Genomic DNA, 14,453 nt, shown 5'->3' with positions numbered 1-14,453 from the left:
AGGGTGCTGCCATGAACAGTGAGCGCGAGCGCACCTACCACCACGGCGACCTGCGGCGCGTGATCCTGGACGCCGCCCTCAACGTCATCGCGACGAACGGCCCCGGCGCCCTGAGCCTGCGCGACCTGGCCCGGCGGGCCGGCGTCTCGCACGCGGCTCCCGCGCACCACTTCAAGGACCGCACGGGCCTGCTGACCGCCGTGGCCGCCGAGGGCTACGCCCTGTTCGCCGACGCACTGGCCGCAGCCCCGGACCTCCGGGAGCGGGGCGTGGCGTACGTACGGTTCGCGGCGACGCACCCCGCGCACTTCCAGGTGATGTTCCAGCCGGACCTGCACCGCACCGACGCCCCGGACCTCCTGGCCGCCCGCGCCCGGGCGACCGAGGCCCTGCGCGCGGGCGTGGCGGACCTCCCGCCGACCGGCCGGGGCGAGGACGACCGCCTCGCGGGGGTGGCCGCGTGGTCCCTGGCCCACGGCTTCGCGACGCTGCTGCTCAGCGGCGCTCTGGCCGACGCGATGGAGGGCCGGGACCCGGAGGAGGCGTTCCGGTCACTCACGGCGTTGATCTTCACGCCGGAGAAAGGCCGCGACAGCTGACACGGGCCCCCCTAGGCTGCCCCTCATGGGCGTTTTCTCCTGAGCCACGGACGAGGTCCCGCACCGGGACCGGAAGCAGCCCGGCGTCGACAGCCGGGCCTCGTTCGTACGCCCCCGCACCCCACTCAGGAGACCCGGCCATGCCGCACACCCCGCCCGCCCACGCCCGTGAGGCCCGCACTCCCCTGCCCGCCGGAGCCCCGGCGCTGGCCCGCCGCGTCGAGCTGCTGCGCACGACGGCCGAGGCCGATCCACGGGTGGAGGGCGTCCTCCTCTACGGCTCGTGGACGCTCGGCGAGGCCGACGCCCACTCGGACCTGGACGCCTGCCTCTACGTACGGGAGGAGGACGTCGACGCCTTCGACGGGCGGGAGTTCGTGGAACGGCTGGCCCCGCTGAAACTGGTGTACACCAACATGTACGGCATCCTCGCCGTGGTCTTCGACGACCTGATGCGGGGGGAGTTCCACGTCGAGCCCACCGGCCCCGGCATCGCGGAGATCCGCACCTGGCACGGGCAGGTCCACTTCCCCCGCCCCGAAGCGGCCGTCCTGCTGGACCGCACCGGCGACCTCACGGCCGCCGCCCGCGAACTGGCCGCCTTCCGCCCGCCGGAGCCGGTGGCCACCGCCCAGCAGCTCACGGACGAACTGGCCAACTGGACCCTGATGCTGGCCCACGTCCAGGCCCGGGGCGAGTACGCCCGCGCCCACAACCTGCTGCACGCCGTGATCGCCCCGCTCCAGCTCAAGCTCTGCCGCCTGCTGCACGGTTCGACCACCCACTGGCTCACCCCGAGCCGCGCCCTGGAGGTGGACCTGCCGTCGGCGGACGTCGAGCGGTACGCCACGACGACCGGGCCGCTGACCCCGGAATCCCTCCGCACGGCGGCGGCGAACAGTTGGCGGTGGAGCCGGGAGCTGGCGGCCGGGGCGGCGGACCGGTGGGGGACGCGCCTGCCTCTGGGGCTGCACGAGGAGATCGCGGAGGCGCTGGCCCCGGCCGAGTGACCTCAGCCGGTCGAGCACGGAGTTGTCCTGCGAGACCGTCCGGGCGGCGTTCCCTCGGCTGCCGCCGCCCCGGTCGGCCGCGTCCGCGGGGCCGATGCCCCATCGTGATGCGCGGGTACACAACCCTGGGGGGGGTGTCGGCCGTCTGTAAGGCGCTGGAGGGACGATCCTTCGGCGCCATTCGTACGGAGATCGGGGATCAGGTGGGGAAGCAGGTCTGGAGAGCCGTCGTGGCCGGCGGTGCGGCGGCGGTGTTCACGGCGGTGGCCGCGGTGCCGGCCGGGGCGGCCGAGGGCGGGGCCTCGTTCAGCCGTGTCCAGGTGAACGGCGGCAAGCCGATCGTCATCGGGACGACGAAGGAGGTCGCCGTGCCCGCCTCCTTCCGGATGACGACCACGAAGCCGTGGAAGGCGCCGGGGTTGGTGTTCCTCCACCGCAACAGTGGGGAGGAGCAGCTGTGGCACTCGATCGAGACGAACGACTGCCCCAACCAGGTCGGCGCCTGCGACATCAACGAGACGATGTACTTCGACCCGAGCGTGTGGGACATGCGTAACAGCGAGGCCGGGGCCTGGAGGGTCGGGGCCGAGGTGCGTTTCAAGGACGGCAGCGGTGACGTCGACGACAAGGGCATGACGGTCTACGTCCAGCGCAACTCCCGGCTGACCGTCAACGCCTCACCGGAACCGGTGGCCAAGGGCAAGACCATCACCGTGACCGGAAAGGTCACGCGGGCCAACTGGGAGACCAGGAAGTACGCCTATTACGGTGGCCGCCACGTGAGCTTGCAGTTCAAGCCTTCCGGCTCGGCCTCCTACAGCACGGTCAAGAAGGTGTACGCGGACGGCTCGGGCAAGCTCAAGACGACCGTGAAGGCCTCCAAGTCGGGTACGTGGCGCTGGGCGTACTACGGCAACACCACCACCGGTGCGTCGACGTCGTCCGGGGACAACGTCGTGGTGAAGTGACGTCTGCCGTGTCGGCGGACCGGTGGAGGCCGAGGACTTTGGACCGCTGAGCCGGGAGACCGCCGCCGAGGGATGACAACGGCCCTCCCTCGCCCGGGCGTCGATGCGGCCCCATCGACGCCCGGGCCCCCGGTACCCCGTGACGGCCCACTCGTCCGCGAACCAGGAACGGCCCGGCTGCCCTTCCTTCTCCAGAAAGCGCGAAAAGGAGCTTCCTAGGGAGCCCGGGCGGTAGCGGAGTCACGCGTGGGTGCGGTGGGGCGAGTGAGCGGAACGGGATGGCGCGCGAGCCACTCCTGGAACTCACGGTGCCGGAACTGGTAGACGCCGCCAGTGATACGGATCAGCTCCGCCGCGTGGCACCAGCCCAGGAAGCGGCTCAGCTTGAACGGGACTCTGCGGAAGTGAACCAGCAACCAGCACAGGTACATCACCGTGTACAGCACTCGGGCCCACAAAGCTCCTGGGGACCACGCCAACCCACCGGCACGGGAATTCGCCGTCCGCCTCGACGTGACGGACGACCTCGTACGGCTGGAGGTCCGGGACAGCGGCGACGGGCGGCCGGAGATTCAGCACGCGGACGACAGCAGTTGCTCAGGGCACGGGCTGTTCCTCGTCGGTGAGCTCGCCGCGCAGTTCGGTGTCGACCACCACGTCGTGGGCAAGACCGTGTGGGCCGCCTTCAAGCGGCCTGCGACGCCGTAGGGGCTCGGGCCAGACGCGTCGGGCCCCGCCGGTCAGCCCGGCGGGGCCCGATCGTTCACGCAGTACCCGGCCCTTAAGACCCCAGGATCGTCGTCAGAAACTCCCCCGTCCACGCCAGCAGTTCGCGGCCGATGACCGGCTTGCCGCCGATCCTTCCGGCCGTCGGGCGCGGGACCAGGAGCTGGTGCGCGGTCGGCTTGATGACCGTCTTGGGGTGCAGACGCCTCAGGCGCAGCTCCTGGGACTCGCGCAACTCCACCGGGGCGAAGCGGATGTTGGAGCCCTGGAGGACGATCTCGCCGACGCCGCAGGCGCGGGCCAGCATGCGCAGGCCGGCGACCAGGAGGAGGTTCTCGACCGGTTCGGGCAGCGGGCCGTAGCGGTCGGTCAACTCCTCGCGGACCGCGCGGATGTCGTCCTCCGAGGAGGCCGCGGCGATCGCGCGGTAGGCCTGGAGGCGCAGCCGCTCGCCGGGGGCGTAGTCGTGCGGGACGTGCGCGTCGACCGGGAGCTCGATCTTGACCTCCAGCGGGGGCTCCTCCTGTTCGCCGCCCTCCATCTGGGCCCGGTAGTCGGCGACCGCCTCGCCGACCATGCGGACGTACAGGTCGAAGCCGACGCCCGCGATGTGGCCGGACTGCTCGCCGCCGAGCAGATTGCCCGCGCCGCGGATCTCCAGGTCCTTCATCGCAACGTACATCCCCGCGCCCATCTCGGTGTGCTGGGCGATGGTGGCCAGGCGTTCGTGGGCCGTCTCCGTCAGGGGCTTCTCGGGCGGGTAGAGGAAGTAGGCGTAGCCCCGGTCGCGGCCCCGGCCCACCCGGCCGCGCAGCTGGTGCAGTTGGGAGAGGCCGAAGTTGTCGCCGCGCTCCACGATCAGGGTGTTCGCGTTGGAGATGTCGATGCCGGACTCGACGATCGTCGTGGAGACCAGGACGTCGAACTTCTTCTCCCAGAAGTCCACCACCACCTGTTCCAGGGAGGCTTCGGACATCTGGCCGTGGGCCGTGGCGATCCTGGCCTCCGGGATGATCTCGCGGAGGCGGGCGGCGGCCCGGTCGATGGACTCGACCCGGTTGTGGATGTAGAAGACCTGGCCCTCGCGCAGCAGTTCACGGCGGACCGCCGCGCCGATCTGCTTCTCCTCGTACGGGCCGACGAAGGTGAGGACCGGGTGGCGCTCCTCCGGCGGGGTGGTGATCGTGGACATCTCGCGGATGCCGGTGACCGCCATTTCGAGCGTACGGGGGATGGGCGTCGCGGACATCGTGAGCACGTCCACGTTGGCGCGGAGCTTCTTCAGCTGCTCCTTGTGCTCGACGCCGAACCGCTGCTCCTCGTCCACGATGACCAGGCCGAGGTCCTTGAACTTCGTCTCGGAGGAGAAGAGGCGGTGGGTGCCGATGACCAGGTCGACGGCCCCGTCCCTGAGGCCTTCGAGGGTGGCCTTGGACTCCGTGTCCGACTGGAAGCGGCTCAGGGCGCGGACATTGACCGGGAACTGGGAGTAGCGCTCGGTGAACGTGCCGAAGTGCTGCTGGACCAGGAGAGTCGTGGGGACCAGGACCGCCACCTGCTTGCCGTCCTGGACCGCCTTGAACGCCGCCCGGACCGCGATCTCCGTCTTGCCGTAGCCGACGTCGCCGCAGATCAGCCGGTCCATCGGGACCGTCTTCTCCATGTCCTCCTTGACCTCGGCGATCGTGGACAGCTGGTCGGGCGTCTCCGCGTACGGGAAGGCGTCCTCCAGCTCGCGCTGCCAGGGGGTGTCCGCGCCGAAGGCGTGGCCGGGGGCCGCCATCCGGGCGGAGTAGAGCTTGATCAGGTCGGCGGCGATCTCCTTGACCGCCTTCTTCGCCCGCTGCTTCGTCTTCGTCCAGTCCGCGCCGCCGAGGCGGTGCAGCGTCGGGGCCTCGCCGCCGACGTACTTCGTGACCTGCTCCAGCTGATCGGTCGGGATGTAGAGACGGTCGCCCGGCTGGCCGCGCTTGGCCGGGGCGTACTCGACGAGCAGATACTCGCGGGTCGCGCCCTGGACCGTGCGCTGCACCATCTCCACGTACCGGCCCACACCGTGCTGCTCGTGGACGATGTAGTCGCCGACCTCCAGCGTCAGCGGGTCGACCGTCTTCCGGCGGCGGGCCGGCATCCGGCCCAGGTCCTTGGTGGCGGTGCGCTGGCCGGTCAGGTCCGTCTCGGTGAGCACGGCGAGCTTCAGCGCCGGGTCGACGAACCCCTGCTCGATGGCCCCGCAGGAGACGTGCACCAGGGACGGGGTCAGCTCGGTCAGGTCCGCGTCGAGGCGGGCCGCGATGCCCTCGCCGCCCAGCACCTCGACCGTACGGGTGGCCAGGCCCTGGCCCTCCGTGACGTACACCGTGCGCCAGCCGTCGGCCAGCCAGCCCTTGGTGTCGGCGAGCGCACGGGCGGTGTCGCCCCGGTACGCCTCGGGGGCGTGCATGGAGAGCTGGAGGGTGTCGTCGTCGTGGTCGGCGGCGTCGGCCGCGAACGGCGAGATCGACCACCACATCATGTCCAGCTCGCGGGCCCGGTCCCGGACGTCCGCGATGCCCCACAGCGAGGCCGCGCCCACGTCGATGGGGGCCTCGCCGCCGCCCGCGCTCGCCGCCCACGACGCCTGGAGGAACTCCTGGCTCGTGGCGACCAGGTCGGCCGCCCTGGTACGGACCCGCTCCGGGTCGCAGACGATCGCCATCGCGTCCTGCGGCAGGACGTCGAGCAGCAGCTCCATGTCGTCGACCAGGACCGGGGCCAGGGACTCCATGCCCTCGACCGCGATGCCCTCGGCGATCTTGCCGAGCAGCTCGCCCAGCTCGGGGTGCTGCTCGGCGAGGGCCGCCGCCCGCTCCCGCACCTGGTCGGTCAGCAGCAGCTCGCGGCAGGGCGGGGCCCACAGCCCGTGCGCGGCGACCTCCAGGGACCGCTGGTCGGCGATCTTGAAGTAGCGGATCTCCTCGACCTCGTCGCCCCAGAACTCCACCCGAAGGGGGTGCTCCTCGGTCGGCGGGAAGACGTCCAGGATCCCGCCGCGCACGGCGAACTCGCCGCGCTTCTCGACCAGTTCGACCCGGGAGTACGCGGCGGCCGCCAGCGCGTCCACGACCTCCCCCAGATCCGCGCTCTGCCCGCCGGCCAGCGCCACGGGCTCCAGCTCGCCGAGCCCCTTGACCTGCGGCTGGAGCACGGAGCGGATCGGGGCGACGACGACGGAGACCGGCCCCGTCTCCGGGTCGTCCTCGCGGGGATGCGCCAGGCGTCGCAGCACGGCGAGGCGGCGGCCCACGGTGTCCGACCGGGGCGAGAGCCGCTCGTGCGGCAGCGTCTCCCAGGACGGGTACTCGGCGATCGTGTCCGGCGGCAGCAGGGTGCGGAGCGCGGCGGCCAGGTCCTCGGCCTCCCGGCCCGTCGCGGTGACGGCCAGCACGGTCCGGCCGGTCTGCCGGGCCAGCGCGGCCACGGCGAACGGCCGCGCGCCGGGCGGGCCCACCAGGTCGACGTGGGCCCGGTGCCCGTCCCCGGCAGCCTTCACCGCCTCGGCGAGCGCCGGGTCCGTAACGACGACATCCAGCAGACCGTGCAGGCTCATGAAGTTTCCGTCCGGGGTTCAGATCAGGTGCGGCTCAGGGTTCACCGGCAGCCGGCTGCTACCGGGGCAACGCGAAGGGCCCGACACGTCAGGGGTGCCCGATCCGCCGGGCACCCCCGGGGGCCGGGGTGACTTCCAGAGTACGACCCGGCGACGACAGCCGCTCCCGCAACCGGTGAGCCTGCGGTCCGCCGTGCCGCCGCCCGTACCCCCGGCCCGGCCGCCCGCCTTCCCGCCCGATCCCGGCCGGCCCGGTTCACACCCGGTCCGGATCGGCCAACGCATGTCCAATTCCGGCCGGCCCGGTTCACACCTGGTCCGGATCGGCCACCGCGTGCCCGAATCCGGCCGTCCGGTCCGCGCCCGGCACCGCCGTCCGTCGCGCCGGCACCGCCGCTCGTCGACGGTCGCGCACCGTTCATCTCCGTCCCGCGCACAGTTACGCCGGGGGTCCTCACAGGAGTGTTCCCAGCGTCTAGTCTTTGCCCGACCATTGCACGGACACGCGGACGGGTACATCGACCGGCGCGCCACCCATGCGGTACGGGGCACGGTCAACGGCACGGGGCACGGGCGGAGCGAGCAGCGGCCGGGACGGGCGGCGCGGGGCGGAGCACCCTCGGCGTACACCTCCACGGCACCAGGCATCGGGGGCGTACGTGGGCGAGAACGAGATGTCTGTCTTCGGGGTCCCGGAGGCCGAGGAAGAGATCTACCGGCACTTCCTGCGCAACCCCGGCACCCGCGCCGACGAGCTCCACCTCCTGTCGCACTCCCGCCCCCGGGAGGCGCGCGCCCGGATCGCCCGGCTCCAGGAGCTGGGGCTGCTGCGCGCCGAGGACGCCGAACGGCGGATCTTCCCGACGGATCCCGAGGTGGCCCTGGCCCGACTGGTGGACATCCGGCTGCACACGCTCCATCAGGAGCTCCAGCGCGTCACCCGGTCGCGGCACGTCATTGCCGGTCTACGCGCGGAGCAGGGGGCCCGTACGCCCCCTCCCGACATCACGGGTGGCGCGCTCCTGGCCCACCGCAGCGGCTTGGTCTCCAGCATCGTCTCCCTGTGCGAGCGGATCTGGGACCAGGCCGACGAGCTGTCCCGGGCGGGCGGCGGCACGGAGAGCGGCGAGGGCGACGCCGCCCCTCGCCCTTCCGGCATCGAGCGGCGGGTGCTGGTGTCGATGTGCACGGTGGGCAAGGACGAGGCGGGCGCGCGGGAGCTGGGAGTGTCGGTGCGGACCTATCGGCGACACGTCGCCGATCTGATGCAGACGCTCGGCGCGGCCAGCCGGGCACAGGCCGCGCTGCTGGCCCGGGAACGCGGTTGGATCTGAGGCCGTAGGCCCGTAGGCCCGAAGGCCCGAAGGCCCGCAGGCCTCGGCGGGGTGGGAAACGCGGGGCGGAAGACGAACGCGGTGCGGGGACGCGCGCGGGAAGCGGGGTGTGGGGAACGCGCTCGGCCCCGGGACGTTTGGAGGAACGTCCCGGGGCCTGCGGGTCATCCTACGGTGACACCCGGAGGGTCACCGTGGTCGGGAGGACGCCGGCTCATCCGTCCGCCGCGATGGCGTTCAGGACGTTCATCCGGCCCGCCCGGAAGGCCGGGACGAGAGCGGCGAACAGTCCGACGAGGGCGGAGCAGGCGAAGACCGTGAGGATCGTCGGCCACGGGATTTCCAGGACCTCCAGTCCCTCCAGCGCCAGCAGTTTCTGGGCCGCGGTGCCCCAGCCCATCCCGAGTCCGAGTCCGAGCAGCGCCCCGAAGAGGGCGATGACCACGGACTCCAGCCGGATCATGCGGCGCAGCTGGCGGCGGGAGAGCCCGATGGCGCGCATCAGGCCGATCTCGCGGGTCCGTTCGACCACGGACAGGGCGAGGGTGTTCACCACACCGAGCACCGCGACGATGATCGCCAGGGCGAGCAGGCCGTAGACGATGTTCAGCAACTGGCCGATCTGGTCCTTCAGGTCTTCCTTGAAGTCGGCCTGGTTCTGCACCTTGTAGACGGGGTACTCGGCCATCGCGCTCTTCAGGGCCGCGTACGCCTCCTTCTCCTTGCCCTCCTCCGCCTGGCCGAACATGGCCACGTTCTGCGGCATGCTTTCGGCCGGGACGTAGGACATCGCCGTCGTGAGGTTGGTGTACATCGCGCCACGGTCGATGTTGCTGTCGTCGGAGGTGATGGCCGCGACCTTGAGCTTCGCCGTCTCCCCCGCCTTGAACGCGACGGTGAGGGTGTCGCCGACCTTGACCCCGTGCTTCGCGGCGTAGTCCTCGCCGACGGACATGGCGTTCTTGCCGTACGCCTTCGAGAGGTCGCCGGAGATCGCGGTGCGCCGGACGTCCTGCTGGTACGTCGGGTCGGCGGCGGTGACCCCCTCGTCCTCCGTCTTTCCGTTGGGGGCGGTGATCTTCGCCTTGATGTAGGTGTAGTCGGTCATGTGCTCCAGGCCGGGGACGGCGCGCACGGCGTCGGCGGCCTGGGGCACGATCGGGCGGCCGGTGCTGCTGTCCTGGACGATGAAGTCCGCTCCGACCGACTTGTCGAGCTCCTCGGTGGCCGAGGCGACCATGGAGGACCCGACGACGGACAGGCAGGCCACCAGGGCGAGCCCGATCATCAGGGCGGCTCCGGTCGCTCCCGTACGCCGGGGGTTGCGCAGGGCGTTGCGCTCGGCCAGTCGGCCGACCGGGCCGAAGAGCCGCAGGACGACGACGCTCAGGGCGCGCACCACCACACCGGCCAGGAGCGGGCCGATCACGATGAAGCCGATCAGGGTCAGCAGCACGCCGAGGGCGAGGAACACCGAGCCTTCGGTGGCCTTGTCCGCCTGGGTCGTGGCCCACAGGGCCGCAGCGCCGGCCGCCGTCAGGAACAGGCCGATACCGGCCCTGATCCAGCCGGACCTGCCGTCGGCGGGGGTCCCGGCGTCGCGCAGCGCGGCCATCGGCGAGACCTTGCCGGCCCGGCGGGCAGGGATGTACGCGGCGAGGACGGTGACGACGACGCCGAGCACGAGGCCGATCGCGGGGGTCGTCCAGGCGACGGTGAGGTCGCCGGTGGACAGCTCCATGCCCACGGCCCCCATCGCCTTCATCAGCCCGATGGCGAGACCGACGCCGGCCGCGACGCCGAGCACGGAGCCGACGATGCCGAGGAGGACCGCCTCCACCAGCACGGAGCGGTTGACCTGCTTGCGGCTGGAGCCGATGGCCCGCATCAGACCGATCTCACGGGTCCGCTGGGCGACGAGCATCGAGAAGGTGTTGACGATGAGGAAGATGCCGACGAGGAAGGCGATTCCGGCGAAGCCGAGCATCGCGTACTTCATGACGTCCAGGAAGGAGCCCATGGAGTCCTTGTTGGCCTCCGTGGCCTCCTGCTGGGTCTGGAGCTTGTACGCGGCCGAGCCGTCGAGGGCGGTGGCGATGTTCTTCTTCAGCTGGGTGTCGCTGACGCCGCTCTCCGCGCTCACCAGGATCTGGGTGAAGACGTCGGGGGCGCCGAGCAGCTGCTTCTGGGCGGTGGCGGTGTCGAGGTAGACGACGGCCGCACCCGGGTTGGTGACGGTGAAGGACGCGATGCCGCCGATCTTCGCCTTCATGTCACCGGTGGCGGCGATGATGCGCAGCTCGTCACCGATCTTCAGCTTGTGCTTCTTCGCGGTGTCGGCGTCGACCATCACCTCGGTGGGACCGCGGGGTGCGTGTCCGGAGGTGATCTCCATCGAACGCAGGTCGTTCTCGGTCCAGTTGCCCGCCATGGTGGGGGCTCCGGTATCGGAGCCCATGTTCTTGTTCTCGCTGTCGACGACGGTGACCGCCATGGAGAAGAGGGCACCCTCCGCCTTCTTCACGCCGTCTGCCTTCGCGACCTCCTGGACGACGGAGGCGGGCAGCGAGGCGGGCTTGCCGTTGTCGGGCTGCTCGTCGTTCTCGCCGGCCGCCTTCGGGCTGACGGTGACGTCGGGCGAGGTCACCGCGAAGAGCTTGTCGAAGGTGGTGTTCATCGTGTCGGTGAAGACGAGCGTGCCGCAGACGAACGCCACGGACAGCAGCACCGCCACGGCGGAGAGGGCCATCCGGCCCTTGTGCGCGAGGAAGTTGCGCACCGAGGTCTTCCAGACAGTCATGACGTCCGCCCACGTGCGTCGAAGTGCTTCATGCGGTCGAGGACCTGGTCCGCGGTCGGGTTGTACATCTCGTCGACGATGGAACCGTCGGCGAGATACAGCACCCGGTCCGCGTAGGAGGCGGCGACGGGGTCGTGGGTGACCATGACGATGGTCTGGCCCAGCTCGTCGACCGACTTGCGGAGGAAGGACAGGACTTCGGCCCCGGCACGGGAGTCCAGATTTCCGGTGGGCTCGTCACCGAAGATGATCTCCGGCCGGGCGGCCAGCGCCCTGGCGACGGCGACACGCTGCTGCTGACCGCCCGAGAGCTGGGTGGGGCGGTGCTTGAGGCGCTCGGAGAGCCCGACCGTGTCCACGACCTGCTGGAGCCAGGCGGCGTCGGGCTTACGGCCCGCGATGTCCATCGGCAGGGTGATGTTCTCGATCGCGTTGAGCGTCGGGAGCAGGTTGAACGCCTGGAAGATGAAGCCGATCCGGTCGCGCCGGAGCTGGGTGAGCTTCTTGTCCTTGAGCTTGGTGATCTCGGTCTCGTCGAGGAAGATCTCGCCCGACGTCACCGTGTCGAGCCCGGCCAGGCAGTGCATCAGGGTCGACTTGCCGGAGCCGGACGGGCCCATGATCGCCGTGAACTGCCCGCGAGCGATGTCCACGTCGACATGGTCGAGCGCGACGACCCGGGTCTCCCCGGTCCCGTACGCCTTCACGACCTGCCGCGCTCGCGCCGCGACGGCCGTACGCCCTCCAGTGCCCCCGTGCCTGGGAATGGTCACAGCCGTTGTCACGGTATTTCTCCTATGTCGGTCGATGACTGGACGTCATTGGGTACGGTCCGAGTCTGAGTTCTGGACGGTGTCCGGCGCGATGGTGCCCAGCGCAGTCTTCAGGTGGGGTTTTCCCCACCTGCCCCCCTGCGGCGGGCCGTAGCAGCGACGTAAGAACAGGTTAAGGAGACGCCCCCCGCCGCCACGTCCTCCGCCGGGAGGAACAGGCCCTGGCCACTAGGAGGGGGCGCCCCCTAGGGGACTCGCCCCCCAGGTGGAGGCGAGGTCAGGGGCACCGTTCGCCCCGGCGGGACCACGGGCGGGGCGGCCACCCAACCGGAGCGGAGGCCTCCGCCGGTGCGCCCTTGCCCACGCTGTCCCTTTCCCCCGCCGAACCCGCGACCGTTCTCCTCGTCCCACCCCGTACGGCGCTCCCGGATGAGACAGTGCCCCCGGGAGATGCGTGCATAGGGAAGGAAACCCGGTGAGCGGCGCGGACGACAAGAGCGACGTGGGCGCGGACGACACAGCGGCGGGCTCCGCCCCCGGCCCGGACGGAACCGGCACGGACGGAACCAGCACGGGCGAAACCGGCCCGGGCGCGAGCGCCACAGCCGGCCCCGGCACGGGTGCGAGTACGAGTACGGGCCCCGGCACGGGTGCGAGTACGGGTACGGGCCCCGGCGCGGGCGGGGACGGCACGAACGCGCCGCCCGCCCTCACCACCCCCCGGGGCCGCCGCCCCGTCGTGGCGGCGCTCATGCTCGGCATGGCGCTGGCGGCCATCGACGGCACCATCGTGTCCACCGCCGTCCCCCAGATCGTCGGCGACCTCGGCGGGTTCACCGTCTTCTCCTGGCTCTTCTCCGGCTATCTGCTGGCCGTCACCGTCACGCTCCCCCTGTACGGGAAGCTCTCCGACACTTTCGGCCGCAAGCCGGTCCTGATAGCAGGGATCATCCTGTTCCTGATCGGCTCGATCCTCTGCGCGGCCGCCTGGAACATGGGCGCGCTCATCGCGTTCCGCATCGTCCAGGGTCTGGGCGGCGGCGCGCTCCAGGGCACGGTCCAGACCATCGCGGCCGACCTCTACCCACTGAAGGAGCGCCCGCGCATCCAGGCGAAGCTGTCGACGGTGTGGGCCACCTCCGCGGTCGCCGGGCCGGTGGTCGGGGGGCTGCTCGCCGGGTACGCCGACTGGCGCTGGATCTTCCTGATCAACCTCCCGGTCGGGGTGGTCGCGCTCTGGCTGATCGCCCGTCACCTCCACGAACCCGCACGCCCCCGCCCCGCCGTCCGGCCCCGCGTCGACTGGGCGGGCGCGCTCGCCGTCTTCGCGACCGGCGCCCTGCTGCTCACCGCGCTCGTACAGGGCGGTGTCGCCTGGCCCTGGCTCTCGGCGCCCTCGCTCGGCCTGTTCGGGGCGAGCGCGGTGCTGGCGCTGCTCACCGTCGTCATCGAACGGCGGGCGGCGGAGCCGATCATCCCGGGCTGGGTGTGGCGTCGGCGCACCATCGCCTCGGTCAACCTGGCGCTCGGCGCGTTGGGCCTGCTGATGGTCGCGCCGACCGTCTTCCTGCCCACGTACGCCCAGTCGGTGCTGGGCCTGGGCCCGATAGCGGCCGGTTTCGTGCTCTCCGTGATGACGCTGAGCTGGCCCGTCTCGGCGGCCCTGTCCGACCGGGTCTACAACCGCATCGGCTTCCGGCTCACCGCGATCATCGGCATCGGCGCCGCCCTGCTGATCCTGCTGGCCTTCCCCCTGCTCCCCTACCCCGGCGAGCCCTGGCACCCGGCCCTGCTCATGCTCCTGCTCGGCGCGGCCCTCGGCCTGTTCCAACTCCCCCTGATCGTGGGCGTCCAGTCGACGGTCGGCTGGGCGGAGCGCGGTACGACGACGGCGTCCGTCCTCTTCTGCCGCCAGGTCGGCCAGAGCATCGGCGCGGCGGTCTTCGGTGCCGTCGCCAACGGCGTCCTGGCCGCCCGCCTCCTCGACGCCCCGGTGGCCGGCCTCCCCGACGACCTGGACGCCGTCGCCCGCGCCCTGGAGGACCCGGGCACCCTCTCCGCGGCGGCGACGGACTACCTGCGCCGGGCGGTCGACGCCGCGGTGGACCACGTCTACATCGGGGCCGCCGGAGCCGCGGCCCTGGCCCTCCTCGCCCTGATCACCCTCGCCCCGCGCCGGTTCCCGGTCATCACCGAGACCGCCGCCGCCCCCAGGACCACCGGGGCGGCCGACCGGCACGACAGCCCCTCCTAGACGCGGCCTGCCAGTACGCTGCCCGCACGCAAGGCCGAGTGATCGTGCGGCGGAAAGCCCGTCCTTCCGGCAGGCCGGGCAGGCTCCCGCCCGGTCTGATGTACGGCGCCGCCCCACGACGGGCGGCGACGCGTCCCCGCAATATGCAGGCATCCCCCGAAGCTCGGGTCCCGGGCTGCGGGCCCCGTGCTTCGGGGCGGTCGGGTCACTCTTCCGGGGGTACGTGAACGGGGCCCCGGCCCGAAGCTCGGGTGCCAAGACTCGGGCTTCGGGATGCGGGACCCGGGATTCGAGCGCCTTCTTTAACCGGTAGGTAGAAGAAGGGGGTTGGGGAAACCTCCCCTACCTCCCCGCCCCCGTCACGGCCAGCAAGTATGACTAATCGTGACAGCTTGCGGCA

10 protein-coding genes are annotated in these 14,453 nt (G+C 71.5%); 6 read left to right on the top strand and 4 right to left on the bottom strand.

All coding sequences use genetic code 11. From position 1 onward, the window contains the following. The first annotated feature begins 11 nt into the window (after nt 1–11). The 3 genes from N7925_RS22030 (at nt 12) to N7925_RS22020 (ending at nt 2,577) form a co-directional block, all read left to right on the top strand. Nucleotides 12–599 (top strand): TetR/AcrR family transcriptional regulator, encoded by a 588-nt coding sequence (locus N7925_RS22030; protein ID WP_274344916.1) that lies wholly within the window; start codon nt 12–14, stop codon nt 597–599. Nucleotides 600–739: 140 nt separating this feature from the next. After that, a complete protein-coding gene (locus N7925_RS22025) occupies nt 740–1,609 on the top strand; it encodes a nucleotidyltransferase domain-containing protein (protein ID WP_274344915.1) in 870 nt (289 codons plus the stop codon). A 203-nt stretch (nt 1,610–1,812) separates the two neighbouring features. Then, entirely contained in the window at nt 1,813–2,577 is a 765-nt protein-coding gene (locus N7925_RS22020) for a hypothetical protein (RefSeq protein ID WP_274346526.1), read from the top strand. Between the two features lie 215 nt (nt 2,578–2,792). On the opposite strand, the gene N7925_RS22015 is transcribed toward N7925_RS22020, so the two are convergent. Beyond that, a complete protein-coding gene (locus tag N7925_RS22015) occupies nt 2,793–3,023 on the bottom strand; it encodes a hypothetical protein (RefSeq protein WP_274344914.1) in 231 nt (76 codons plus the stop codon). Between N7925_RS22015 and N7925_RS22010 the strand changes: the two genes are divergently transcribed. Then, nucleotides 3,013–3,285: an ATP-binding protein gene (locus N7925_RS22010; protein WP_274344913.1), complete on the top strand. Its 273-nt coding sequence runs from the start codon at nt 3,013–3,015 to the stop codon at nt 3,283–3,285. The two genes, N7925_RS22015 and N7925_RS22010, sit on opposite strands and share 11 nt — an antisense overlap. A gap of 73 nt (nt 3,286–3,358) precedes the next feature. On the opposite strand, the gene mfd is transcribed toward N7925_RS22010, so the two are convergent. Then, nucleotides 3,359–6,892, bottom strand: a complete 3,534-nt coding sequence (mfd, locus tag N7925_RS22005; protein ID WP_274344912.1) for a transcription-repair coupling factor — start codon at nt 6,890–6,892, stop codon at nt 3,359–3,361. A gap of 659 nt (nt 6,893–7,551) precedes the next feature. Between mfd and N7925_RS22000 the strand changes: the two genes are divergently transcribed. After that, entirely contained in the window at nt 7,552–8,226 is a 675-nt protein-coding gene (locus tag N7925_RS22000) for a helix-turn-helix transcriptional regulator (RefSeq protein WP_274344911.1), read from the top strand. A gap of 214 nt (nt 8,227–8,440) precedes the next feature. On the opposite strand, the gene N7925_RS21995 is transcribed toward N7925_RS22000, so the two are convergent. Both N7925_RS21995 and N7925_RS21990 read right to left on the bottom strand, forming a co-directional pair. Beyond that, entirely contained in the window at nt 8,441–11,026 is a 2,586-nt protein-coding gene (locus N7925_RS21995; RefSeq protein ID WP_274344910.1) for an ABC transporter permease, read from the bottom strand. Further along, a complete protein-coding gene (locus tag N7925_RS21990) occupies nt 11,023–11,811 on the bottom strand; it encodes an ABC transporter ATP-binding protein (protein WP_265601185.1) in 789 nt (262 codons plus the stop codon). The genes N7925_RS21995 and N7925_RS21990 overlap by 4 nt, the downstream gene beginning before the upstream one ends. Before the next feature lie 463 nt (nt 11,812–12,274). Between N7925_RS21990 and N7925_RS21985 the strand changes: the two genes are divergently transcribed. Beyond that, the gene (locus N7925_RS21985; protein ID WP_443032231.1) at nt 12,275–14,053 is read left to right on the top strand and encodes an MFS transporter; all 1,779 of its coding nucleotides are present in this window, start codon (nt 12,275–12,277) and stop codon (nt 14,051–14,053) included. Nucleotides 14,054–14,453 lie beyond the last annotated feature (400 nt).

It is taken from the genome of Streptomyces sp. CA-278952, assembly GCF_028747205.1.
Taxonomy (GTDB): Bacteria; Actinomycetota; Actinomycetes; order Streptomycetales; family Streptomycetaceae; genus Streptomyces.
Note: the sequence above shows the minus strand (reverse complement) of the source record. Positions and strands in the feature narration are given on the sequence as shown.